The organism is Streptomyces sp. NPDC107517, from assembly GCF_055582645.1.
In genome coordinates this window covers 1-24601 of the sequence record NZ_JBVJPM010000046.1, presented here as the reverse complement: position 1 = coordinate 24601, position 24601 = coordinate 1, and the positions used below count along the sequence as shown (strand labels likewise).

The following is a 24601-nucleotide window of genomic DNA, read 5'->3' as shown; positions in this document are numbered from 1 at the left end:
CATGTCCGGCGCCGACTACACGGTCTCTGTCGAGTTCTACGATCTGCTCCAGGCCGAAACCGACCGCCGTTCGGCGAAACGGCGCTTCGCCGAGGCGGCCCGCCACGCCCGGCACGGGATCCTTGACATCGGTGCGGGCACCGGGATCGTCACCGAGACCCTGCTCACCGCCTCCGCCGCGCCGATCCACGCTGTCGAGCCGGCGGCCCCGATGCGCGCGGCTCTGCTGTCCCGACTGGCCGGTCTGGGCGCTGACCAGCGTGCCCGCGTCACCCTTCACCCCGAGCCCATCGAGAGAGCGGGACTCGAGGAGGTAGCGGACCTGGCCATCGCCTCCAACATCATCGCCTGCCTCGACCCCGCCACCCGACGCTCCACCTGGCAGGCCGTCAGCCGCGCGCTCCTGCCCGGCGGGCTACTGCTCTTCGACCCACCGCCCACCGAACTGCCGGCCGGGCGCGAGAAGGTGGGACGGCTCGGGCCGGTCCGCGTGGGCCCGGACATCTACGGCGCGGACATCACCCGCGAACCCGATGGGGGGATCGTGCGGATGGTCTTCACCTATCACGTCGAGCGAGAGGGGCGGGTACTGCGCCGGCAGCGGGAGGCATTCGAACTATGGCCGGCCAGCGCTTCGCAGATCGGCGCCGAACTCGAGGCACAGGGCCTGCATGTCGTGCACGCCCCCAGCGCCGATCTTCTGGCCGCGCGCCGCCCCGCACGCTGACGGAGATGCGCGGGCCGCCGCCGTCGGGCCACTCGGGCTGCTGCGAACCTGAGGACCCACGACGAGGCGGGTAAGGGCCGCGAACTGCCGCTGGGCGTGGGCCCCTCGATGCGTGCTGCTCGCCCTGGCGGGTGGTTCGCGCGGGCGTAGTGGTGCGGTCCCCGCAAACCCGCTGCGGCGATCGGCTGGGCGGCCGCAGTGGCCGGCAGACACTCGCTGACGCGGCGGCCGGCCAGCGCCCGGCACAGCCGGGCGGCGTGCTGCTTGCCGACCACCACGTCCAGTGGTGCCGGCGCCAACGTCATCGTCCCTGGCATCGCCGAACGCAACCGGCAGCCCACCCCTTGTGGAGTTCACCAAGTACGGGCTCGTGGTCACCACCGTCACGGTCGCGATCTCCGCGGTGTACATCTGGCTCCGCCACTTCGCGCTCACGTAGCCGGGAAGGCCACGGAGCGCGGGACGCAGCAGAGGGCTGCACGGTCTGGCCACAGGGACGGGCAGCGCACCGATTTCCCGACTACGGGGCGGGATCGGCAGAGACCGGGTCGGCCGGTCACCAATAGTGGCGTCGGCCGCCGACAGCGCGGTCCATGGATCCCATGATCCAAAACGCTGCGCCGACCACGGCCAGGATGACGCCGATGGTCCACAGGATCGAGATGCCCGTGAGGAATCCGATGACCAGCAGAACGATGCCAAGGGCGATCACGAAGTGCCTCCTACGGTTGGGTTGACTCCTGATGACTCCCGTGTGCCCCGAGTCCTCGACGTCACCCGTTGACAGCGGCGAAACCTTCGCAATCGGCAGCCTCGCCGATCAGCTGCTCGCGCGACTGGCTTGCCAGTTGGAACGCCACGAAGACGAGCAGGGCACCGATGAGGAGCGAGGCCAGGCTTCGTAGGCGATGTTGCCGGTGAGCATGTGCAGGCCCACGCCGACGATGGCGAACACGACACCCAGACAGGCGGTGGAGTCCTCGGCGAGCACGGTCCGCAGGGCCGGTCTTCGCCCGCGCATCTCCTGCACCATGCCGCGCGAGGCGCGCCGCGCATTGCCGCGGATCTGAACCAGGGCCCTCACCAGCGAAGAGCCCTCCGCGATGAGGGCGACGCCGAGCACGGCGAGAACCACAACGTAGCCGGTGCGTGTCTCGGAGCCGGCCGAACGCAATGCCTCGATCCCCTGGAAGAACGAGAAGCAGCCGCCCATCACAAAGATGCCGACGGCAGCGAGCAGAGAGGCCAAGCGGCCCGCAAAGGGCTGGGACTCTCCCTCAGAGCTCGCGCAGTGGGCATGGGCCGCTTTGGACACATCCAGCGTGTGTCTGGCAAGGTCGCCCGTCCGTTCCCCTATCCCCTATGAAACGGAAGGACGTGGCGCGGTGACCGAGGTGAATACTCGCGGTGTCCAGGAGGCTGCTGCGGTGGACCAGCTGCGGGCGAGCACCACGACGCTCTCCATCCCCCAGGGCTTCGACCTGTGGCAGCCCCAGGAGATGGAGGACTGGCTGAGCGAGGTGGAGGAGGACCCGGACGTCTCGGACGTCGACTTCTACCAGGCCCGCCACGCGGTCCTGCGAGCGATGGGCAAGGACGTCGACTGACGGCGAAAGGCCGGACGTCCTTCATGGTGTCCGGCCGGGGCCGCGGGGCCGCGGGGCTGGTGCGCGAGCGCGTCAGCTCTTGGGCCGGAGCAGGGAATCGCTGATGGAGACATTGGCGTCGGCGTTGGCGGTCTTCAAGGTCGGAGAGCGCCAGGGTGGCCCCGGCACAGCCGTGCGGTCACCGCTCCTCAACGGGTCGCGCTCACGACGACGGGTGGTGGCGCCGACCGCTCGTCGGCGACCACGCGGCGGTTGCGGCTTCGGCGTCACGGGCCGTGGCGGGGGTCACGGTGATGACGTGCTTGGACGAGACGACCGACGAGGGCGCCGCCGTACACGGTGTAGCCGACGCCGACGAGCCAGGACTGCACCACCAGGATGGTGCCGACCGCGCCGTACGAGACCGCGTTGGACACGATGAGCGGCGCGAAAACCAGTTCGGAGAAGAGTCGGAGGCCGGCGAAGGCAGTCACGGTCGCCAACGCGCCAGGCAGCAGGCGCAGCCACGTGACGCGCGATCCGAGGAGGAGATGTTGCAGCCACCAGAAGTAGAGCACGCCACCGCACGCGCCCACCGCGATACGGGGACCTGCCGATGCAGCGGCGCTGGGCCAGGGCAGGCCGCGCCAGGTACTGAGGAGGATCAGGGCGATCAGTCCGGCCAGGCCGAGAACTTGGCGCCACAACGCGTGCCAGGCGCCTGACGGCAGGTGCCAGATCCGCTCGTAGGCGGTCTGGACTGCGGCCATCAGCGAGATCCCGAACAGGCCGAGGCCGACCAGGCCCAGCGCGGTGGTGGTGCTCAGGACGGCGTGGCGGGAGGCGAACAGCTCGTCCACGGCGTGGGCCGAGCTGCCGGACATGCCCAGACCTTCGGTGATCCAATCCGCGATGCCGCTGCCACGGGCCGGCAATGCCGCCGCGATCACGACCAGAAGAGGCACCAGCGTGACGAAGAACAGGGTGGCGAACGCCATCGCGCGGTGCAGCAGCTCGACCTCTCGACCGGCATGCCACACGCTCCCGGCTGCCTCCCCGACCTGCCGGCTCAGCCTTTTCGCGTGAGTACCGATCCGTTCTCCGGCCACGGAAGCACACTTCCTTCGCCAGTGCGGCGGCCGGAGAAGTCACCTGCCGGTTGCGGGTTTCCAGCTGCCCCATCGCGCGCGGAGGCCCTCGGCTCCCGCTTGGGCCAGTGTGCCTCGGAGGCTGTTCCGCCTGCGACAGGAATCGTGCCGACGGCGATGACGACTTGGCGATGCTCCCGGTGACGGGCCCCGGCCTCTCCCGGCCGCGGCCAGACCAGCCCGGGGGAGTGCGGGTGCCCGATGGGACGGGTGCGTGCGTCCGAGCGAGCACGGAGTGTCTCCGCGGTCATTGAACAACTGATCGGCGAATGTGGGCACCGGCTTGCGTGAGACGACGTACCTCCTTCTCTACGGCGGCGGCGCACGAAGAGCCCCCGGAACTCAAGATGTGCCGAGGGCTCTTCGTCTGTCAGCCTGCCGCCGCGTGCGAGGTGGTGGCCTCCGGCGCCGGGTCCGGGCCCGTAAGGCGGTGGACCGCGTCCTGCATGTGGTCGTCCAGCAGAGCGAGGAGCCGGGACTCCTCACCGTCGCGGAGTGCCTCGATGAGGCCCGCGTGCTCCTCGACCAGGGCGTCGGGGTCCGGGTGGTCCTCGGTGAGGGCCGACAGGCACATCCGGGTCTCGACGAAGAGGGTCTGCGCGATCCGTTGCAGGCGCGGGCTGCCGGACTCCTCGACCAGGGCTTGGTGGAAGTCCATGTCGGCCGCGCTCAGGGCCGCGTGGTTGCCGCGGCGGGCCGCGGTCTCCATGGTGCGGTGCACCTTGGCGAGGCGGTCCGCCGTACGCTGCGGATCCCGCTGCAGCACGAGGCGGCAGGCGGCGGACTCCATGGCTGTGCGGGCGAGGTAGATGTCGCGGACATCGTGCTCGTCGAGCCGCGTCACGAAGACGCCGCGGTGCGGGGCGCTGATGGCGATGCCCTGTTGCACGAGGCGTTGCAGTGCCTCGCGCAGCGGTCCCCGGCTCACGCCGAGCTGCCCCGCCAGTTCGGCCTCGCCCAGCTGGGTTCCCTGGGTAAGTCTGCCGTCCATGATCGCTTCGGTGAGCTGGGCGGCGATGACGGTCGCCGCGGGCTCCCGCTTGACCGGGCGCAGAGGTTTCGCAGTGGCCATATTCAGTTCGCTTCCTCGGATCGGCGCGGCCGCCGGCTTACACGGCCGCGGAGTTGGGTGAATCGGGCTGCCGGTCCAGTCGGAAGAGCGATCCGAGCCCTTCACGCGGCTCCGTGTCGCCCGCGAGACGCAGCCCTTCCCAGGCCGTGACCTGGTTGGCCGTCAGGACGGGCTTGCCGACGGCCTCTTCGAGTTCATCGAGCCAGGCGGCGCTGTGCAGCGCGGTGTCGGGGAGCAGGACCGCCTCGGCGTCCGGGTGGTCGTTGCTCCTGGCCAGCTCCAGTACCTGTTCGCGGCCCAGCGTACCGACCTCGGCGGCGGTGATGATGCCGCGGCCGGAGACCTGGACGACCTCGGAGCCGTGGTGCTCCAGGAACCGCACGAAGTAGCCGGCCACGTCGTCCGGGTAGGTCGCGGCGATCGCCAGGCGGCGCACGCCGAGCGCCTGCACGGCGTGGGCGAAGGCGAACGAGGTGGAGGAGGTGCGCTCGAGGGGGAGTCCGGCGGCCTCGGCGAGTTCGGCGACCTGATTGCGGGCGCCTTCGGGGCCGAAGATGAAGCTGGCGCTGGTGCACGCCCAGATGACCACATCCTGTGGCTGGGCGAGGAGTTCACCGAGGGACGCCTTGAGGCGGTGCGTGGCACCCATCTCCAGGAGGTCGTCCACCCGGTGGGCGTCCGTGCCGATGTCGGTGTGGACGAGGGTCAGCCGGACGTCGCCGCCGATCAGCTGCTCCAGGCGCGGGTAGTCGTCCTCGGCGGAGTGGCCGGGGTAGAGGAACCCGACGCGGGCAGTCTTCTCGCTCATGCTTCAGTCGTCCTTTCGTGCCGGCAGTCTACTGCGGAAACCGGCCGGATGTAGATTGTTGACAGTTGCGCATCTGCTGTCGGAGGTGCGAAGAGGCGAGTGCGCACCGGAGGCCTCGTGTGTGGAGGCCTCGGTGCGGTCGTGCGTCAGCCGAGATCCAGGCCCGCTGCCGGTTCGTCCGGCGGCGTCGGCGCCGCGGGTTCGGAGGCGGGGGCGAGTGGGCTCCACTCGACAGCGGCCGACGGGGCGGAAGGCCTGGTGCTCTTCTTGCGGTACGGGGCGAGGGCGGCGCGGGCCGCGGGGTCGATCAGCGACTGGTAGTCGCCCGTGGGCCGCGCGCCCGCGTGGCGCAGCGCCGACCACATGGTGACCTGGTTGGCGGAGATCACCGGGATCCGCAACTCGGCCTCCAGCTGCGGGATCACGTCGTACGTGGCCAGGTTGGTGCAGCTGATGAAGAGGCAGTCGGCGTCCGTGAGGTCCGCGGACCGGGCCAGCTCCACGACGTCCCGGTAGCCGACCTGCCAGATCTCTCCGGTCAGGCCCATGTACTCGCGGCCGACGACGTCGATGTCCGCCTCGGCCAGGTAGTCCGCCAGGGCGTCGGTCAGGGACTGCGTGTACGGGGTGATCACGCTGACTCGGCGCGCCGTCAGCTCCTGCAGCGCCTCCAGCAGGGCGCCGGAGGTGGTGACGGAGGGCATGCCGCGGCCGGAGCCGCTCATGGAGGCGCACATGGCGCGCTCGTGGGCGATCCCGCCGACGAAACTGCCGGAGGTGCAGGCGTAAGCGAACGAGACCGGTCGTACGGCATCGAGCGCGGTGACGGCGTGCTGGAGCGTCTCGTGCTCGCTGATCAGCCGCGCCATGTCCACGCTGACCTCGACCGGCACGTACGGGGTGCGGGTCAGGTGGAGGGAGATCTCCTCGGGGGTCCAGCGCCACAGTTCGCGGTCGAGCGCGAAGTCGAACGGGGCGACTACGCCGATGCCGCGCTGCGGTACCGGTCCGCCGAAGGTCGTGATGTCCAATGCAGAGCCCCTTCATGGCTGCACGCGTACGGAATGCGGTCCGTACGCCATAGGTGGACGTGGTGGCAAGGTCGTACTGAAGGACAGTAGGAGGCTGGTGGCCGCGCGGCCCGCGGACGGTGCGGGTTTCGCTCGGCCGGCCTCCGGGTAGCCGAGGTGGGCTGTAGATTGTTGACAACGTAAAGACGCGCTGCTTAGCGTGTCAATCCCCATGGGGGAAAGGCTCGTTCTCCGAGGTGAGCGAGCGGATGGACGGCGGTGGGGGAAAGGGCTCAGGCGCCTTCGGGCGCCCAGGCCCTTCCATGGTCCTTCGTCGTCCGTCGTCCTGCACGCCGTGTCCGTGATCTGCCGCCGATCGCGAAGGGACAGGCCGTCGTTCACTCGTATCACCGCCCGCAGTTCCGTCCGCGTACGAACCCGTCCGCACCCTGTCCCACCGACCGTCGCCGCAGTGCCGAGCGACCGAAGGACCGCCGTGACGAAGACCGAGAATTCCCAAGCCCCCCGTGTCCTGGTGCTTGCCGACCAGCGGCCGCCCGGCATGGACGAGGTGGCCGCCGACGCCGACCTCGTCTGCATCCCCGAGGAGCGGCTCGCCGCAGAGCTGCCGCACGCCGACGTGCTGCTGGTCTGGGAGTTCGGCACCGAGGCGCTGCCCGCCGCCTGGCCCGCGCAGGGAGGCCCGCGCTGGGTCCACACCGCCAGTGCCGGAGTGGACCGGCTGATGTTCCCCGCCCTGCGCGACTCCGGCACCCTGCTGACCAACTCGCGGGGCGTCTTCGAGCAGCCCATCGCCGAGTACGTGGCCGGCCAGATCGTCGCCCTCGCCAAGGACTTCGCCGGGACGTACGAGCGGCAGCAGGGCCGCCTCTGGCAGCACCGGGTCACCCAGCGGGTCTCGGGAACGCGCGCGGTCGTGGTGGGCGGCGGGCCCATCGGGCGGGCCGTGGCGCGCACCCTGCGCGCGCTCGGACTACGGGTGGACCTGGTGGGACGCACCCGCAGGGACGACGACCCCGAGGTCGGTACGGTGCACGCCTTCGACGAGCTCGACGCGCTGCTCGCGGTCGCCGACTGGGTGGTCTGCGCTGCGCCGCTGACGGACCAGACCGAGGACATGTTCGACGCGGCGGCGTTCGCGCGGATGAAGCGCGGCGCACGGTTCCTGAACGTGGGGCGCGGACCGATCGTCGTCGAGAAGGACCTGCTGGCGGCCCTGGAGGAGGGACAGCTGGGCGGCGCCGCCCTGGACGTGTTCCGGCAGGAGCCGCTGCCCGCGGACAGCCCGATGTGGGACGCGCCCAACCTGCTGGTGTCACCGCACATGTCGGCCGACACCGACACCTGGCTGGAGGACCTCGCCGAGGTCTTCGCCGACAACTTCGCGCGCTGGCGCTCCGGCCGGCCGCTGCGCAATCTCGTGGACAAGAAGCTGGGCTACGTACCGGTCCCGGCCGGTGCGCAGACCGCATCCCAGGAGGGAATCCGATGAGCACTTCGTCTCCCCAGGAGCCGTACGCGCTGACCGCCACCGAACTGCTCACCGCCTACGAGAGCGGCGAGTTGTCCCCGGTGGAGGCCACCGCCTCCGTGCTCGACCGCATCGAGGCGGTCGACGGCAAGCTGAACGCCTTCTGTCTGGTCGACCGGGACGAGGCACTCGCCCAGGCGCGGGCGAGCCAGGAGCGGCGCGGCCGCGGCGAGGCGCTCGGCCTGCTCGACGGCGTGCCGACGTCCATCAAGGACCTGTTGTACACCAAGGGCCGCCCCACGCTGCGCGGTTCGCTGAGCATCTCGGCCGACCGCGAGTGGGACGAGGACGCGCCCTGCGTGGCGCGGATGCGTGAGCAGGGTGCGGTGTTCGTCGGCAAGACGACGACCCCGGAGTTCGGCTGGAAGGGCGTCACCGACAACCCGCTGACCGGTGTGACCCGCAATCCGTGGGACCCGGCGACGACGTCGGGCGGCTCCTCCGGCGGCAGTGCCGCCGCGGTCGCCGCGGGCATGGCGCCGCTCTCGGTGGGCACGGACGGCGGCGGCTCGGTACGCATCCCGGCCGCGTTCTGCGGCATCTTCGGCATGAAGCCGACGTACGGGCGGATTCCGCTCTACCCGGCGAGCCCGTTCGGCACCCTCGCGCACGCAGGGCCGATGACCCGCACCGTCGAGGACGCGGCGCTCCTGATGGACGTCGTCACCGGCTTCGACAGCCGCGACTGGTCGGCCCTCGGGCCGCCGCGCGGCAGCTACCGCGCCGCCGTCGCCGAGGCGCTCGCCCAGGGGTCCCTGAGCGGGCTGCGGATCGCGTACGCGCCGACGTTCGCGGGCGCGTCCGTGGACCCGCAGGTCGCCGAGCGCGTCGCCGCGGTGGCCCGGCTGCTCGCCGAGCTCGGCGCCGACGTGGAGGAGGCCGACCCGGGCTTCGACGATCCGGTCGAGGCCTACCACACGCTGTGGTTCTCGGGCGCGGCCAAGGTCGTCGAGAACCTGCGCCCGGAGCAGTTCGCCCAACTCGACGCGGGCCTCCAGGAGGTGTGCCGCGAGGGCGCCGCGAAGAGCGCGCTCGACTACCTGGGCGCGGTCGACACCCGGATGGCGCTCGGCGTGCAGATGGGCCGCTTCCACGAGACGTACGACCTGCTGCTGACGCCGGCCGTCGCGATCCCCGCGTTCGAGGCGGGCGTCGAGGTGCCGCCGGGCGGCGAGCACAAGCGCTGGACGGGCTGGACGCCGTTCACGTACCCGTTCAACCTGACGCAGCAGCCGGCCGCCTCGGTGCCCTGCGGCGTCACGGACGCGGGTCTGCCGGTGGGCGCCCAGCTGGTGGCGGCCCGGCACGGTGACGAACTGGTGCTGCGGGCCTCGGCGGTGCTGCACGCCGCGCTGCGGGACGCGGGCGTGGTGGACGTCGCGCCGGTCGGCTGACACGAGGCCGCACGAAGGGGCGGGCCCGGGATCAGATCCCGGGCCCGCCCCTTCGTGCGCCGTCCTGCGCTGTCCTGCTGCACCCGGCGCTGCGCCGTTGAAGCGCCGGGCACAGCGCGTGTGGTGCCGCGTCAGGCGCGCTTGAACTGCAGCGACTCGCCCAGCGCGCCCGCCCGCCACAGGTCCTGCGAGGCCTCGGCGAGCCGGTCCAGGCCCTCGACGATCGTGCCCCAGACGATGCCCGGGACCCAGCCCTGGTCGCCGTTGATCAGCAGGTTGTTGCGCTCGTAGAACAGGGCGAGGTCCACGACGATGTCGCGCTCGGCGTGCGCGGCCTTTGTGTCCTGCTGGTCGGCGGCGGCCTCGTAACCGTACGAAGCCGTGCTCATCTGGGTGTTGGAGAAGGTGAAGTAGCACAGGTCACCCGGGATGGGGGTGATGGTGGGGTTCTCCAGCGGGGGCTCCTGCGGGGCGAAGGCCGGCACGAGGGTGTAGATCTCGTTGCGCGCGTACTTCGCGTGGTAGACGTCGCTGCCCAGCGGCAGGGCGTTCCAGATCGCCTCGCAGGTGATCGGGGCGCGGTCGTCGAGCAGCTTCGCGGTGGCGGTGACGCCGCGCTTGGGCAGGGAAACCTCGATGAAACGGTCCATGAGTGGGATGGCTCCGGTCTGTTCGTTGCTCGGCAGGATTGCGGGGTGGGGCGGCTGGTACGGGGTGGCGTCAGCCGAGCGGCATGGCCAGGTAACGGGTCTCGAGGAACTCGTCGAGGCCGATGCGGCCGCCCTCGCGGCCGAGGCCGGAGGCCTTGACGCCGCCGAACGGCGCGGCCGGGTTGGACACGACGCCCTTGTTGAGGCCCACCATGCCGGTGTCCAGCTTTTCGGAGACCCGGAAGGCGCGCCCCAGGTTCTCGGTGAACAGGTAGGAGACCAGGCCGTACTCGGTGTCGTTGGCCGCGGCGATCACCTCGTCCTCGTCGGTGAAGGTGAGGATCGGGGCGACGGGGCCGAAGATCTCCTGGCTCATCAGGGCCGACTCGGGGGAGACGCCGGTGAGGACGGTCGGGGCGTAGAAGTAGCCCTCGCCCTCGGCGTTCTCGCCGCCGGTCAGGACCTTGGCACCGCGCTCGACGGCGTCGGCGACCAGCGCGGCGACCTTCCCACGGCCGGCCTCGTCGATCAGCGGGCCGACGTCGGCGCCTTCGGAGCCGCGGCCGACGCTCAGCGCGCCCATGCGCGCGGCGAGCCGCTCGGCGAACTCGTCGGCGACGGAGGCGTGCACGTAGATCCGGTTGGCGGCGGTGCAGGCCTCGCCGATGTTGCGCATCTTGGCGGCCATGGCGCCCTCGACGGCCTTGTCGAGGTCGGCGTCGTCGAACACGATGAACGGCGCGTTGCCGCCCAGCTCCAGGGAGACGCGCAGGACCTGCTCGGCGCTCTGCTCCAGAAGGAGGCGGCCGACGGCCGTGGAGCCGGTGAAGGACATCTTGCGGATGACGCCGCCGCGCAGCAGCGGCTCGACGACCTCGCCGGGGCGGGAGGTGGTCAGGACGTTGAGGACGCCCGCGGGCAGGCCGGCCTCGACGAGGATCTCGGCGAGCTTGAGCATCGACAGCGGGGTCTGCTCGGCCGGCTTGATGATCATCGTGCAGCCGGCGGCGATGGCCGGGCCGATCTTGCGGGTGCCCATGGCGAGCGGGAAGTTCCACGGCGTGATGAGCAGCACCGGGCCGACCGGGCGCTTCATGACGACGAAGCGGTCCTTGCCGTCGGGGGAGGTCTGGTAGCCGCCCTCGACACGGACGGCCTCTTCGGCGAACCAGCGGAAGAACTCGGCGGCGTAGGCCACTTCGCCGCGTGCCTCGGCCAGTGGCTTGCCCATCTCGAGCGTCATCAGGAGGGCGAGCTCCTCCTGGCGCTGCATCAGGAGCTCGTAGCCGCGGCGCAGGATCTCGCTGCGCTCGCGCGGGGCGGTGGCCGCCCACTTCTCCTGCGCGGCGGCGGCCGCCTCGGCAGCGGCCTGCGCGTCCTCGGCGCCGGCGTCGGCGACGGTGCGCAGCTCACGGGCGCGCGAGGGGTCCTCGACACCGAAGGTCGCACCGGAGACCGCCGGGCGCCAGTTGCCGCCGATGAACAGTCCGTCGGGTACGGACGCGACGACGGACTCTTCCTGCCGCAGGCGCTGCTCCTGCTGTGTCTGCTGCTCGGTACCTGCGCTCACTTCGACTCCCGCCTCGATTCGTGGTGCTCCCGGCCAGACTCACTCGTGGACAGCCGTGGAATTGCATGCTTGCATGAGTGTAGGTTGTTGACAATCCTACGAAGCAGCTTGATGTTGATCTCGTAGAACCGCAGGTCCCCGAAGTGGCCCGCGGCGACCCACGATGCAGTCCGCCCTGACCAAGATGCAGTCCGCGTCGGTCATCGAGCGAGGAGCCGTCCATGAGTGCCTTGTCCCCTGTTCTCAAGCAGGCCACCCCCGTTCTGGCCGAACGCGGCGAGGGCGTCTATCTCTACGACGCGTCGGGGAGGGCCCACCTGGACTTCACCGCGGGCATCGGCGTGACGTCGACCGGCCACTGCCACCCCAAGGTCACCGCGGCGGCCCAGGAGCAGGTCGGCAAGCTGGTCCACGGCCAGTACACGACGGTGCTGCACCGGCCGCTGCTCACCCTCACCGAGCGCCTCGGCGAGGTGCTGCCCGAGGGCCTGGACTCGCTGTTCTTCGCCAACTCCGGCAGTGAGGGCGTCGAGGCGGCGATGCGCCTGGCCAAGCAGGCCACCGGCCGCCCCAACATCGTGGTCTTCCAGGGCTCGTTCCACGGCCGCACCCTCGGCGCCGCCTCCCTGACCACTTCCGCCGCCAAGGTCCGCTCCGGCTTCGGCCCGCTCATGCCGGGTGTGGCTGTCGCGCCCTTCCCGAACGCCTACTACTACGGCTGGGACCAGGAGACCGCGACCAAGTTCGCGCTGCGCGAGCTGGACCAGGTGCTCGCCACCGTCAGCGCGCCCGCGGACACGGCCGCGTTCATCATCGAGCCGGTGCTCGGAGACGGCGGCTTCGTGCCGGCCAACGCCGCGTTCCTGCAGGGTCTGCGCGAGCGAGCCGACCGACACGGCATCCAGCTCATCCTCGACGAGGTGCAGGCCGGCTTCGGCCGCACCGGCAAGTTCTGGGGCCACGACCACTTCGGCGTCCGCCCCGACATCCTGGTCACCGCGAAGGGCCTGGCCAGCGGATTCCCGCTGTCGGCGATCGCGGCCTCCGAGACGCTCATGGCGAAGGCCTGGCCGGGCTCGCAGGGCGGCACCTACGGCGGCAACGCGGTGTCCTGCGCCGCCGCCATCGCCACCCTCGAAGTCATCAAGGAGGAGAAGCTCGTCGAGAACGCGGCCGAGCGCGGCGAACAGCTGATCGCCGGCCTGCGCGAAGTCGCCGCCGCCCACCCGGCGAGCGAGGGCGTCGGCGGCATCGACAACGTCCGCGGGCTCGGTCTGATGCTCGCCTCCGAGATCGTCGACGGTGAGGGCAACCCCGACGGCGCCACCGCCGGCAAGCTGCTCTCGGCGGCTGCCGAACGCGGCCTGCTGCTGCTTCCCTGCGGCGCGCACGGCAACGTGGTCCGGATGCTGCCGGCGCTCGTCGTCAACGAGAACCAGATCGACGAGGCTCTGCGCCTGTGGGGCGAGACCGTCGCGGCGGTCCTAGGCTGACATTCGGGCAGGCCGGGGGGCGGTGCCCGGGCGATGTCCGTGACACCCGCGATGTCGCCACGCCGCCCCGCCGGCGCCCACGCGCCCCGGCCGGCCCCTGCCGAGCCGGGGCGCTGCCGCGTCCGGGGTTCTTCCCTGTCCCTGTCCCTGGCCTGGGCCCTGGTCCTCAGTCCGCGTTTCAACCTCGACCTCGACCTCGACCTCAACGTTCCGTACCAGCTTGACGTCCCGCCCCGAAGGAGCCGCCATGTCCGCCCCCGCGCCCGCATCCGCCGCGCCGCACCCCGATGTGCCCGACGCGGCGACGCTGCACGAGCTGGAGCGTGCGCTGAGGGAGGCCGTGCCGAACGGGGAGGTCGCCTTCGGGCGGCTGCGCCGCGCCGAGTACGCGCAGGACGCCTCCGTCTACCGTCAGGTGCCGGCCGCCGTCGTGCTGCCTGCCGACACCGACGAACTGGCCGCTGCTCTGGCCGCCTGCCATGCGCTGAACGTCGCGGTCACACTGCGCGGCGCCGGAACCTCGATCGCCGGGCAGGCCGTCGGTGACGGCGTCGTCATCGACACCTCGAAGCACCTGAACCGCGTCCTGGAGATCGACCCCGAGGCGCGCACCGCCAAGGTCGAGCCGGGGCTGGTCCAGGCCGCGCTGCAGAAGGCGTGCAAGCCGCACGGCCTGCGCTTCGGCCCCGACCCCTCCACACACGCCCGCTGCACCATCGGCGGGATGATCGGCAACAACGCCTGCGGCACCCACTCGGTCGCCTGGGGCCGTACCGCCGACAACATCGTCGAGCTGGAGGTGCTCACGTACGACGGCGTCCGCATGACGCTGCGCTCGCTGAGCACCGAGGAGCTGCAGCAGGTCATCGACGAGGGCGGCCGCCGCGGCGAGATCCACGAGCGGCTGCGCATCCTGCGCGACAACCATCTGGCGATGCTGCGCACCGAGTTCGGCCGCTTCCGCCGCCAGGTCTCCGGCTACAGCCTGGAACACCTGCTGCCGGAGAACGGCTTCGACCTGCCCGCCGCCATGGTCGGCACCGAGGGCACCTGCGCCGTGGTCGTCTCAGCGACCGTGAAGCTGGTCGAGATCCCCAAGCGCCGCACCCTCGTCGCGCTCGGCTTCTCCGACCTGCCCTCGGCCGGTGACGCCGCCCAGCACGTCCTCAAGCACCGGCCGATCGCCTGCGAAGGGCTGGGCGGCGACCAGGTCGCCGCGCTGCGCCGCAACGTGCCCGACGCCCGACCCGAGGACATGCTCCCCGAAGGCGCCGGCTGGATGCTCTGCGAATTCGGCCACGAAGACGACACCCCGGACCCCGCGGCCGAGCGGGCCCGCGCGGAAGCACTCAAGGCGGACACCGGCGCGATCGACGTCCGCCTCGTCCAGGATCCCGCCGAGCAGGCCGCGCTGTGGCGCATCCGTGAGGACAGCTCCGGCCTGGCCACCCGCGCGCCCGACGGCTCGGAGGCGTGGCCCGGCTGGGAGGACTCCGCCGTGCCCGTCGAGAAGCTCGGCGACTACCTGCGCGACCTGCAGAAGCTGCTCCAACAGCACGGCCTGCAGGGCACCCCGTACGGCCACTTCGGCGAAGGGTGCGTCCACATCCGCATCGACTTCGACCACGGGACGCCCGAAGGCGTCCGGATCTTCCGTCAGTTCATGTCGGACGCCGCCGACCTGGTCGCGAGTCATGGCGGCACGCTGTCCGGCGAGCACGGCGACGGCCAGGCCCGCGCCGAGTTCCTGCCACAGGTCTTCAGCGAGGAGGCCATGAACGCCTTCTCCGCCTTCAAGGCGATCTGGGACCCGGGAAACCGCCTCAACCCCGGCATCCTCGTCCACCCCCGCCCGGCCGACGAGCGCCTGCGCATCCAGCCCGGCCACCGGCCCACCCTGCCGATGACCACCACCGTCGCGCTCGCCGAGGACGACGGCGACCTGTCCAAGGCGCTGCGCCGCTGCGTCGGCATCGCCAAGTGCCGTACGTCGTCGGGCGGTGTGATGTGCCCCAGCTACCGGGCCACCGGCGACGAGACGCACTCCACGCGCGGCCGCGCCCGCGTCCTGTACGAGATGGTGCAGGGCGAGGTCATCACCGACGGCTGGCAGTCCGAAGAGGCCGCCGAGGCCCTCGACCTGTGCCTGTCCTGCAAGGGCTGCAAGAGCGACTGCCCGGTCGGCGTCGACATGGCCACGTACAAGGCCGAGTTCCTGCACCACCACCACAAGGGCAAGATCCGTCCAATCACGCACTACTCGCTCGGCTGGCTGCCGCTCTGGTCCCGGCTCGCCTCGTACGTACCAGGCCTGGTCAACGCGATCGGCGGCAACAAGGCCACTGCCGCGCTGGTGAAGAAGGCCGGAGGCATCGCGCCCGAGCGCCCCATCCCGCCCTTCGCGAAGCGCCGCTTCCGCACATGGTTCCACCGCAGCCACAAGCCCGCCGTTCCCGGCAGCCGCGGCAAGGTCCTGCTCTGGCCCGACACGTTCACCGAGTTCATGTCGCCGCAGGTCGGCCAGGCCGCGGTAGAGGTCCTGGAGTACGCCGGCTTCGAGGTCGTGCTGCCGCCGGACCGCCTGTGCTGCGGCCTGACCTGGCACACCACGGGCCAGCTCGACACGGCGAAGAAGGTCCTGGGCCGCACGATCGACGCCGTCGACCCGTACCTCAAGCAGGGAATGCCGCTGATCGGCCTGGAGCCGAGCTGTACCTCGCTGTTCCGCACGGACGCCACCGAGATGTTCCCGGGCGACGAGCGCGCCGTGCGGCTCGCGCAGCAGACCTTGACGCTGGCCGAACTCCTCGACCAGAAGGCCCCGGACGTCGAGTTCGGGCGGCTCGGCGACAAGACCGTGACCGCGATGACCCAGACCCACTGCCACCAGCACGCCACCCTCGGCAGCAAGGCGGACGACCGGGTCCTGGCCCGTGCGGGTGTGGACCCCGGCCGTCTGGACTCCGGCTGCTGCGGCCTGGCCGGCAACTTCGGCTTCGAGAAGGGCCATTACGACGTCTCGGTGGCGGTCGGTGAACAGGCACTGCTCCCCGCGCTCCGGGAGGCCTCCGAGGACACTGTGGTCCTTGCGGACGGCTACAGCTGCCGCACCCAGATCGCCCAGCTCTCGGACCGCACCCCCCGCCACCTGGCAGAGGTCCTGCGTGACGCATTGATGTCCCGCCGCTCCGACTGAGGCAGAGCAGGAGTGGGCCCCTTCACCGATCGCGGTGAAGGGGCCCACTCCTGTCTTCGGGCGGCCGGACATCGGCGCCCCCGATGGGGTGCCGGGCTGTGCCGACCTACGAAACTTCGCCGCGGGGCGCGCGCCCAGTGATGACGCACCCGCACCCGCCGTCGAACCCCCGCTGTGCTACTGCGAGTTGGCACACCGCGCCGGGCGGACACCGGACATCACAGGCCTGGCGTCAGACCCCCACGGAAACATCCGCCTCGACCGCCACGCGATTACCTCCGGCAGGCGCCTCCGCCCGCAACGACCGCCCCGCGGTCTCCGGCATCCGCACCAACGGCACCAACGCGAGCGCGGAAGCCGCGGCCATGTAGTACCCCGGCACCGGATGATCCCCGGACGACGGGATCAACGCCGTGATGACCAGCGGGGCGGTCCCGCCGAACAATGGAATTCCCGTCGGGACGCGTCATGCGTGCCGACGGGGCTCGGGGTGGCTGGCGCAGCACATCAGTCGCTCTGTGCGGCCGGGTAATCACGAACCAGGACACGGAGAGAACGGGATCGCCCGGCGGTGCGGTAGCCGGGTCAACCCGCCGGGCTGGTCAGGATGCAGTGCGGATAATCGTTGTCCGGATCGCCGACAGCGACCCAGAGCTTCAGGACCTTGCCCTGCCTCAAGGCGGCGTAGGAGTCGGGTTGCCGCTCAACCCTTTCGGGGTGAGCGGTGTCGAAGGAGTGAGCGGCGTCGAAGGTGACGCCGACGAAACTTTGCTTCTTGTTGGAGCCTTGCTCCCAGGTGCCTGTTCCGGACCAGGTCAAACTGTCGTACCAGCGGACGGCGACGCAGACTTTGTCGGCGATGAACGTCCCGTCCTGCTTCATCGTGAGGGTGCCGCCGTCGGCATCGGTCCACGTGGTCGCAAGTTCGGCCGGTTTGAGCACGACCTGTTCGCCTTCGGGCGGCGGCATGACCGTCAGCCTGCCGCAGGCCGTGAGAGCACAGGCCATGGCGAGCCAGATCAGCGCAGTACGACAGCAGCGCAACACACTCCACCCCTCACGGGTTTCGCGGGCCGCGTGCGCGACCAGGGGACTCAAGAACCCGCGCCGTACCCTGGCACGGAATTTGAACATGTTCAAGTCTCGGTCGTCGGCGGCCGCTCTTCATGAGGCGTGAGGCTGGACGGCAGCGAAGTACCGCAACCGCAGAGCCCGATCGGGGGCGGCCCGCAAACAGTCCACGGAGCACCTCCTCCGCGAACCGCTGCCTGGCCCGGCGCACCCGACGCCGAGCATCTGTGCGTAGAACTGGTCGCCCACCTCCGCGAGCGCCACTTCGCCTCCGGCTGTGAGCGGAGCGGCTGAGGACTCGACCGGCGCGGATCCGCTGACGCGATCCAGTTCATCGGGGTGCACACTTGCGGGGGTGCGGGGGTGCACAGGGCGCAGTGTTCTGGCCCTCTTCCCCGCCACGGTCCGGCCGTAGCGCGGGGGCGCCCGTTCCCGTGACGGCGAGGATGTCAGCCTGCTCGGAGGGAGCGGAGCGTTCGAGGCCGACCCGCCTTCATCAGGTGGTCCCAGGTCGTGAACTTCACGCGGGGGCGGCCGGCTTGCTCGCCGCGACGGCGTTCTGCTCGGTCGATGGCCTCTGCCGCCCGCCGATCGAGGGCCTGAGGGCGTCGCTGGTGCACGAGGCGGTCGAAGTCCCGGGCCGTGCGCGTGGGGGTGGGCAGCCGGGCTTCGGCTGCGTCCCGGATCAGCGTGGCGACAGTCTCCTGTGCGCACTGCCGGTTGGCGCCGATGCCGCCGACGGGGCCGCGTTTGATCCAGCCGGCGACGTAGGTTCCGGGGCTCGGCTCTCCGGTGAGCGGGTCGAGGACCCGGCCGGCGTCGTTCGGCACGGTGCCGGTGCCGGTGGCGTCGTCGTAGGACAGGTCCGCGACGGGGGTACCGCGGTAGCCGATTGCGCTGACCACCAATCCGGCCCCGATCTTCTCCAGTTCATCGCCTCGGGTGACACGCAGTGCAGTGACATGGTCGGTGCCGGTCAGTTCGGCGGGGGAAGTGAAGAAGCGCAGGACGATGCGCCGCTCCGGGCTGCTTGAGGGCGGAGGCCCGGACAGGTCCACGGGTTCGATCGGGATGTCGCGCAGCAGTGCCGCCTGTGCGTCGTCCGTGGCGATGGCCGCCCGTACGTCGGGATGGTCCTCAACTACCAGACGCACGCCCGGCAGTTGCTTCAGGGCGTGCAGCTCGGGCCAGGTGTAGGCGGCGTGGGCCGGTCCGCGGCGGCCGAGGACGACGACTTCGCGGATGTCCGCTGAGCGCAGGGCGTCCAGGGCGTGGTCGGCGATGTCGGTACGGGCCAGACGATCGGGGGGTGAGGCGAGGATGCGGGCGGCATCGAGCGCGACGTTGCCGTTGCCGATGACCACGGCGCGGGGGCTGCGGGTGAAGTCGACCGCGTCGGCGGGCACTTCGGGGTGGCCGTTGTACCAGGCCACGAACCGGGAGGGGGCAACACTGCCCGCCAGTTCCTCGCCCGCGATGTCCAGGGGCCGGGTCGTGCCGGCGCCCACCGCGTAGACGACGGCGTCGTGGTGCGCGGCGAGGTCGGCGTGCGTGAGGTGCTTGCCGACCTCGACGTTCAGGTACATGCGCAAACGCGGATGGCGGAAGAGGGCGGAGAAGGACTCCCCGATCTGTTTGGTCGCCGAGTGGTCGGGCGCGACGCCGTAGCGGATGAGGCCGCCGGGCACTGGGAGCCGGTCCACCATGGTGACCTCGGTGCCGGTGGTCCGCAGCAGTTCCTGCGCCGTGTAACAGGCGGCCGGTCCGGTGCCGACCACGGCGACGCGTGGCGGCGTCGTGCCCCAGGGCAGGGTGGGTGGGACCTGAGGGGCGTCCCAGGCCGGTTCGGCACTGAGGCTTGCGTAGTACTGGGCACTGCGCTCGGCGTAGACGGTGTCGGGGCCGGTGAGGGTGTCGGCCGGGACGATGGCGTCGACCGGGCAGGCGTCGGTGCAGGCGCCGCAGTCGATGCAGGTGCGCGGGTCGATGTAGAGCATGTCCGCAGCGCCGAAACCGGATTCGCCTGGGGCGGGGTGGATGCAGTTGACGGGGCAGACGGCGACGCAGGACGCGTCCTTGCAGCAGGGCTGCGTGATGACGTAGGCCATGGTGCGGTGGGGTTTCCCGGTCCTCGCTGGTCGAGATCGAGCGGTGGGTGAGGGTGGGTCAGAGCATGTCGACGCGCCGGTACAGGGCGCGGGCCGGGCGGGTCAGCAGGCCGCAGCTGCCCAGGAACTCCATCAGCGGGGCCGCGCTGGTGCGCATCATCGCCTGGTGGTGCTTGTTGTCGCGCGCCTGTCGAAGTGCCCGTCGAGTCTCCAGGCCCGCGGCGGCGTAGACGTCCTCGTGAACCAGGTTCGTGATGATCACGTACGCGGTCACCGCGATCGCCGTCGCGGACGTCCGGCGGCGCACCATGCTCATGTTGCGCATCCGGTCGCGGATCTCGGCGCGGGCGAAGCGCATGTGGCGGGACTCCTCGACGACATGGATCCGGCTGATCGTGCGCACGAGATCCAGCACCCTCGCATCCCGCATGGACGCCCGCTGCATCACATCCAGAATCTCCTCGGCGACCAGGATGCCGCCGTATGCCGCCGCGGAGCTGCCCAGCGACTTGAACACCCGGGCCAGTTCGACCGCGGCACGCCCGGGCCGGTAGGTCGGGACGTCCATCGCGGCGCAGGCCCGGGCGAACATGATCGAGTGCCGGCACTCGTCGGCGATCTCCGTGAGCGCGAACTGGAACTGTGCCGACGTGTAGTCCCCCCGGTACTGATCACGCAGGATGAGCTGCTGCAGGATCATCTCGAACCAGATCCCGGTGCTCATCGCCGAGCCCGCCTCGTGCCGGGTGAGGGTGATCCGCTGCTGGGGTGACATCTCCTCCCACAGCGGGGTGCCGTAGAGCGTGCTCCACTCCGGGCTCTGACCGTGGGCGTGTTCCGGCAGTGGTGCCTGCCAGTCCACCTCCGTCGCGGGGTCGAACGACAGTGTGGCCGACGACTTCAGCAGGCGACGTGAGACATCCTCCGTCGATACCTCGACACCGCGTATTTCCGCCGTCTGTCCTGCCTTCACCGTGGTGCTGTTCATGACTGCAACCTCCCTGCCGAAGCACTGATGAAATTAAAGGTACAACATGTTACTGATACTTGCCGTACCCCATACATGGGTCATGTCCGGCCTGGGGGGCCTTCAAGATCGTGGGATCTGGGGCGCCTTAGAATCGCCGCATGACCCGCTCCCACACCCGCGAACGCATCGACGGCCGCAAGGCCCGCTGGGAGGGGCAGCGCCAGCGCCGCCGGGACGAGTTCGTCGACGCCGCACTGGAGGCGATCGCCGAGCACGGGGCGGATGCGTCGACGCAGCAGATCGCCGAGCAGGCCGGAGTGGCGCGCACCCGCCTGTACAAGTACTTCTCGGACTCCGGCGACCTCCAGCGCGCGGTGGCCGAGCGAGCCGTCCAGCAGATGGTCGAGACGCTGGACCCGGTGTGGAGCCCTCAGGGATCGCCGCTGGACATGATCACGGCCGGGGCGGGCGCCTATGTGCGCTGGCTGACAACGAACCAGGAACTGTTCCGCTACCTCAGCCGTCACACCGTCGTCGGCGACTCCGACAATCAGTCCGCCCTGGTCGATCTCCAGTCTGCCGTCGGCAACCACCTGACCGGCTTGTTCGCCGATTACCTCAGCGCCGCGGACATCGACACCCGCGCCGCCGAGCTCCTTGCTTTCGGGGTTGTCGGCTTCGTCCATACAGCGACGCTGCGCTGGCTCAGCATGCCTGGCGGCCTCTCCGAGAACGAACTGATCGCCAAACTCGCCGGCTGGATCTGGAGCATGATCGACGAGAGCCTCCGCGGATACGGCATCCGCCTTGACCCCCGCGCCGCTCTCGACCTCGCCTCCGGCTAGCGGCGGTGCCGGGGCGTCAACTCGACACACCTAGCCATCGACCACGGCGCCACTCTCGGTATCGACATCGGGGTCGAGGTCGTCCAAGGCACCCCGGGCGTCAAAGGATGCAAAGTCATCCCCCGGCGCCGGGTTGTCGAGCGGACCTTCGGCCGGCTGATGCACCGCCGCCATCGCCGCCCAGCCCGTGACTACGAAACCCACCCCCACCGCTCCGAAGCCATAATCCACATCGCGACGATCGACCTCATGAGCCGGCGGCACACTGGCGAATCCACTCCCAACTGGCGCGACACCTGCATCTCGAACCAAACAACGTCACCGGGACAAAACCCTCTTTCAGTAGGCTGACGCGTCGAGCGAAGGAGTACTGCACATGAGTTTCCGTCTGAAGGCGATCACCCGTGAAGAGCATCTGGCCTTCGTCAGGGCCATGCCCTCGGCGAGTCACATGCAGGTTCCTTCCTGGGGTGATGTGAAGCCGGACTGGCGGGCGGAGAGTCTGGGCTGGTTCGACGGCAACGACCGTCTCGTCGGTGTGGGGCTGGTGTTGTTCCGGCCGTTGCCGAAACTCAAGCGGTACCTCGCGTATCTGCCCGAAGGGCCGGTCATCGAATGGGACGCACCGGATCTTCAGCGATGGCTGGAGCCGATGCTCGCCTATCTGAAGTCCCAGGGCGCCTTCTCGGTGAAGATGGGGCCGCCCGTCGTCGCCCGCCGCTGGAGCGCGGAGGCGGTCAAGGCCGCGATCGCCGACCCGCAGGCCAAACAGTTGCGTGATGCCGAGGCCACCGCACACGAGCCGCGGGCCTTCGATGTCGCTGACCGACTTCGGCGTATGGGGTGGCAGCAGACCGAGCCCGGCAGCGAGGACGGCTTCGCCGCCGGCCAACCGCGCTATGTGTTCCAAGTCCCCTTCGCCGGCCGCTCGCTGGAGGACATCCAACGCGGCCTCAACCAGCAATGGCGCCGCAACATCAAGAAGGCAGAGAAGGCAGGCGTCAAGGTCGTTCTCGGCAGCTACGACGACCTGCCCGCCTTCTACGACATCTACGTCGAGACCGCCGAACGCGACCGGTTCATCCCGCGCCCGCTGACCTACTTCCAGCGCATGTGGACCGCGCTGACGGCCGAGGACCCCAACCGCATGCGCCTCTACCTCGCCCACCACGAAGGCGAAGTGCTCGCGGCAGCGACGATGCTGACGGTCGGTGAGCATGTCTGGTACTCCTACGGCGCCTCCACCGACCGAAGGCGCGAGGTCCAGCCGAACAACGCCATCCAGTGGCGGATGATGACCGACGCCCATGAGCTCGGCGCAAGCATCTACGACTTCCGGGGCATCACCGACACTCTGGAGGAGAGCAACCACCTGCTGGGCCTGCTCCGGTTCAAAGTCGGCACCGGCGGCGAAGCTGTGGAATACCTCGGCGAGTGGGACTTTCCGCTCAACAAGCTCCTGCACAAGGCCCTCGACCTCTACATGTCCCGCCGCTGATCCGCAGCCCGGAAACAGAGCCGGGTCCTCCAGTGCCACGCCTGTCAGGGATATGGAACGGGAGGACCCGGGACCGCCAAACTTCCGGCACCCCGCCACCACCCACCTCAGTGCGTTGCGGCAAAGGGAGTCCCTGTTCGATGAGCAGGGGCTTCGTCGTCTGCGGGGCATGACCGCGCAGGGGTAGGGGCAGGCAGCGGACGGCTTGTTGTTGAACGAGGAGGTCGCGATGCCGTCGGTGCTGGGGTTGATGGAACAGCGTGAGGCGCGGGCGAGGCAGGATCTTGAGTCCTGGACGGAGGTCCTGGAGCAGGCTCAGGCGGAGGTGGATGCCGCGCGGGAGCGAGTTGAGCGGGCCCGGGTGGGGCGTGAGGAGCTCGTGTCGGTGCTGGCCGAGGAGAGCCCGGTGAATACGCCGGTTTCTGTGCCTTCTGGTGGTGGGGCGGCTGCCCGCGTGGGATCGGGCGGCTTGGGCGCGGGGCATGGCGAGCGGCCGCCGGTGTGGCGGTCGGGCATGGGCGAGGAGGTGCTCAGCGGCCTGTATCGGGAGGTGTTCTCCGCTGCGGTGGCCGCTTCGGGGCCGGTGAACGGGGTGGAACTGACGCGGGCGGTGGGCAGGGAGGCGGAGATCAAGAACGAAGTGGAGAAGATCCGTCACCGTGCCTACGTGCTGGAGAAGCGGGGCTGGCTGGTGCGGGCGGAGGACGGACGGTTCATGCCCGCGCCCGGAGGAGTCGGCCGGGGCGTTTCTCCGGCCAGCGCGGAGCGTCTGCGGCCAGGCGCCTCGACAGCCTGATCACGGCGGCCCACCACACCATCTGGGCGTGGTGGTCGGGGCGGCGTTCGTGGTCGCGGTTGAGGCGGCGTGAGCGGGAGAGCCAGCTCAGCGTGCGCTCCACGACCCACCTGCGGGCCAGTACGACAAATCCGCGTTGCCCGTCGGAGCGGCGCACGACCTCGATCCGGACTCCGTGACGGGCGAACGCCTTCGCCAGCGCCGGACCCTGGTAGGCACTGTCGACCCACACCAGCTTCAACAACCGACCCGGCTGGTCCATGAACGTCTCCAGCAGCGCGGGGGCGGCCTTGGAGTCGTGCACATCGGCCGTGGTCACGGTGACCTCCAGGAGGAGGCCCTCGGTGTCGGTCAGGATGTGACGCTTGCGCCCGTCACGTGACTTGCCGCCGTCGTATCCGCGACTGTCCTCGCCCACGGTCTCGGAGGCGTCCACCGACTGACTGTCGATGATTGCCGCACTGGGCTCGGGGTTGCGGCCTGAGCGTTCCCTCGCCGAACGTCGCAGGCGTTCGTACAGCTCACGCACGTAGTCGTAGGACCGCCAGCGGCGGAAGAAGTCGTAGACCGCCCGCCAGTACGGGAAATCGACCGGCAGAGCCGTCCACTTCACACCGTTGTCGACCAGATAACGCACAGCGTCGAGTATCTCGCGGTGGCAATACCCCTCCGGACGCCCGCCCCGCTTGAGGAGCCAGGCCGGCACCGGCATCGCCGAGCGGACCTCGGCCCACTCCGCATCCGTCATGTCACTGGGATAGCAGCCTGCCCGCAGCCCCGGAGCGATCGAGCCGAACCTGTGCACGTAGCAGTCACACCCAGGGGTGACCGCGGTGGACGCAGGCACAGAGATGCTGCTCAACTGATCGGGCAACGGGCTTCCTTGGTCGTGCTGGGTGTCGTAACCGCGTCACTACCAAGGGGCCCGTTCTTTCATGCCCACGGCCGCACCCGTACCTCTGTCCAGATGATCACCCGCGCCGCACACCTCGAACGAAATCCGGTTTGCCACGGTTGCGTCCAGGGAAATGGTGTACGGGTTCGACCTGATCCGGGGGTTTGCTCCGGCATCGGAATGAGATCCGCATAGACGAACGGCCACCGGCT

20 protein-coding genes and 2 pseudogenes are annotated in these 24601 nt (G+C 70.1%); 10 read left to right on the top strand and 12 right to left on the bottom strand.

Annotation, left to right across the window (positions count from 1 at the left end):
* Nucleotide 1: 1 nt before the first annotated feature.
* A complete protein-coding gene (locus ACZ67T_RS42930) occupies nt 2-727 on the top strand; it encodes a class I SAM-dependent methyltransferase (protein ID WP_469992085.1) in 726 nt (241 codons plus the stop codon).
* A gap of 556 nt (nt 728-1283) precedes the next feature.
* Here the strand turns inward: ACZ67T_RS42930 and ACZ67T_RS42925 are convergent.
* Nucleotides 1284-1439 (bottom strand): DUF6131 family protein, encoded by a 156-nt coding sequence (locus ACZ67T_RS42925; RefSeq protein WP_469992083.1) that lies wholly within the window; start codon nt 1437-1439, stop codon nt 1284-1286.
* An 85-nt stretch (nt 1440-1524) separates the two neighbouring features.
* Nucleotides 1525-1970 (bottom strand): annotated as a pseudogene (locus ACZ67T_RS42920) (cation efflux transmembrane domain-containing protein); the annotation flags it as partial.
* Between the two features lie 142 nt (nt 1971-2112).
* On the opposite strand from ACZ67T_RS42920, the gene ACZ67T_RS42915 reads away from it, so the two are divergent.
* Nucleotides 2113-2334, top strand: coding sequence for a hypothetical protein (locus tag ACZ67T_RS42915; protein ID WP_469992081.1), 222 nt, complete (start codon nt 2113-2115; stop codon nt 2332-2334).
* Nucleotides 2335-2600: 266 nt separating this feature from the next.
* On the opposite strand, the gene ACZ67T_RS42910 is transcribed toward ACZ67T_RS42915, so the two are convergent.
* From ACZ67T_RS42910 to ACZ67T_RS42895, 4 genes are all read right to left on the bottom strand, one after another.
* Entirely contained in the window at nt 2601-3353 is a 753-nt protein-coding gene (locus ACZ67T_RS42910; protein ID WP_469992079.1) for a YhjD/YihY/BrkB family envelope integrity protein, read from the bottom strand.
* A gap of 478 nt (nt 3354-3831) precedes the next feature.
* Nucleotides 3832-4533 carry a GntR family transcriptional regulator gene (locus tag ACZ67T_RS42905; RefSeq protein ID WP_469992077.1) on the bottom strand — a complete coding sequence of 234 codons (702 nt, stop codon included), beginning with the start codon at nt 4531-4533 and terminating at the stop codon, nt 3832-3834.
* A 37-nt stretch (nt 4534-4570) separates the two neighbouring features.
* Nucleotides 4571-5341 (bottom strand): maleate cis-trans isomerase family protein, encoded by a 771-nt coding sequence (locus ACZ67T_RS42900; RefSeq protein ID WP_469992075.1) that lies wholly within the window; start codon nt 5339-5341, stop codon nt 4571-4573.
* Nucleotides 5342-5487: 146 nt separating this feature from the next.
* Nucleotides 5488-6372 (bottom strand): maleate cis-trans isomerase family protein, encoded by an 885-nt coding sequence (locus ACZ67T_RS42895; protein WP_469992073.1) that lies wholly within the window; start codon nt 6370-6372, stop codon nt 5488-5490.
* Between the two features lie 541 nt (nt 6373-6913).
* On the opposite strand from ACZ67T_RS42895, the gene ACZ67T_RS42890 reads away from it, so the two are divergent.
* Nucleotides 6914-7864, top strand: coding sequence for a D-2-hydroxyacid dehydrogenase (locus ACZ67T_RS42890; RefSeq protein ID WP_469992102.1), 951 nt, complete (start codon nt 6914-6916; stop codon nt 7862-7864).
* Nucleotides 7861-9297: an amidase gene (locus ACZ67T_RS42885; protein ID WP_469992071.1), complete on the top strand. Its 1437-nt coding sequence runs from the start codon at nt 7861-7863 to the stop codon at nt 9295-9297. Before ACZ67T_RS42890 ends, ACZ67T_RS42885 begins: the two co-directional genes overlap by 4 nt.
* A 131-nt stretch (nt 9298-9428) precedes the next feature.
* Here ACZ67T_RS42885 and ACZ67T_RS42880 read toward each other — a convergent pair whose 3' ends face one another.
* The gene (locus ACZ67T_RS42880; protein ID WP_329567530.1) at nt 9429-9947 is read right to left on the bottom strand and encodes a DUF3830 family protein; all 519 of its coding nucleotides are present in this window, start codon (nt 9945-9947) and stop codon (nt 9429-9431) included.
* 70 nt (nt 9948-10017) lie between these two features.
* Nucleotides 10018-11475, bottom strand: coding sequence for an NAD-dependent succinate-semialdehyde dehydrogenase (locus ACZ67T_RS42875; RefSeq protein WP_469992100.1), 1458 nt, complete (start codon nt 11473-11475; stop codon nt 10018-10020).
* A 263-nt stretch (nt 11476-11738) separates the two neighbouring features.
* On the opposite strand from ACZ67T_RS42875, the gene ACZ67T_RS42870 reads away from it, so the two are divergent.
* Together ACZ67T_RS42870 and ACZ67T_RS42865 are read left to right on the top strand one after the other, a co-directional pair.
* The gene (locus ACZ67T_RS42870) at nt 11739-13010 is read left to right on the top strand and encodes an aspartate aminotransferase family protein (protein ID WP_469992069.1); all 1272 of its coding nucleotides are present in this window, start codon (nt 11739-11741) and stop codon (nt 13008-13010) included.
* Nucleotides 13011-13257: 247 nt separating this feature from the next.
* Nucleotides 13258-16206 (top strand): FAD-binding and (Fe-S)-binding domain-containing protein, encoded by a 2949-nt coding sequence (locus ACZ67T_RS42865; protein ID WP_469992067.1) that lies wholly within the window; start codon nt 13258-13260, stop codon nt 16204-16206.
* A 585-nt stretch (nt 16207-16791) separates the two neighbouring features.
* Here ACZ67T_RS42865 and ACZ67T_RS42860 read toward each other — a convergent pair.
* The 3 genes from ACZ67T_RS42860 to ACZ67T_RS42850 form a co-directional block, all read right to left on the bottom strand.
* Entirely contained in the window at nt 16792-17346 is a 555-nt protein-coding gene (locus ACZ67T_RS42860) for a hypothetical protein (protein WP_469992066.1), read from the bottom strand.
* Nucleotides 17347-17726: 380 nt separating this feature from the next.
* Nucleotides 17727-19385 (bottom strand): FAD-dependent oxidoreductase, encoded by a 1659-nt coding sequence (locus ACZ67T_RS42855; protein WP_469992064.1) that lies wholly within the window; start codon nt 19383-19385, stop codon nt 17727-17729.
* Nucleotides 19386-19443: 58 nt separating this feature from the next.
* Complete coding sequence (locus ACZ67T_RS42850) at nt 19444-20373, bottom strand: AurF N-oxygenase family protein (protein ID WP_469992062.1); 930 nt, start codon at nt 20371-20373, stop codon at nt 19444-19446.
* Nucleotides 20374-20513: 140 nt separating this feature from the next.
* Here ACZ67T_RS42850 and ACZ67T_RS42845 point away from each other — a divergent pair, with 140 nt between their 5' ends.
* The 4 genes and pseudogenes from ACZ67T_RS42845 to ACZ67T_RS42830 all read left to right on the top strand — a co-directional run bounded on the left by ACZ67T_RS42845 (nt 20514) and on the right by ACZ67T_RS42830 (nt 23494).
* Complete coding sequence (locus ACZ67T_RS42845) at nt 20514-21200, top strand: TetR/AcrR family transcriptional regulator (protein WP_469992060.1); 687 nt, start codon at nt 20514-20516, stop codon at nt 21198-21200.
* A gap of 36 nt (nt 21201-21236) precedes the next feature.
* A pseudogene (locus tag ACZ67T_RS42840) lies at nt 21237-21551 on the top strand (hypothetical protein); the annotation flags it as partial.
* A gap of 25 nt (nt 21552-21576) precedes the next feature.
* A complete protein-coding gene (locus tag ACZ67T_RS42835) occupies nt 21577-22698 on the top strand; it encodes a lipid II:glycine glycyltransferase FemX (protein ID WP_469992058.1) in 1122 nt (373 codons plus the stop codon).
* 229 nt (nt 22699-22927) lie between these two features.
* Nucleotides 22928-23494, top strand: coding sequence for a hypothetical protein (locus tag ACZ67T_RS42830; RefSeq protein ID WP_469992057.1), 567 nt, complete (start codon nt 22928-22930; stop codon nt 23492-23494).
* Here ACZ67T_RS42830 and ACZ67T_RS42825 read toward each other — a convergent pair.
* Nucleotides 23412-24242 carry an IS5 family transposase gene (locus ACZ67T_RS42825; protein ID WP_469992055.1) on the bottom strand — a complete coding sequence of 277 codons (831 nt, stop codon included), beginning with the start codon at nt 24240-24242 and terminating at the stop codon, nt 23412-23414. The genes ACZ67T_RS42830 and ACZ67T_RS42825 overlap by 83 nt on opposite strands.
* Nucleotides 24243-24601 lie beyond the last annotated feature (359 nt).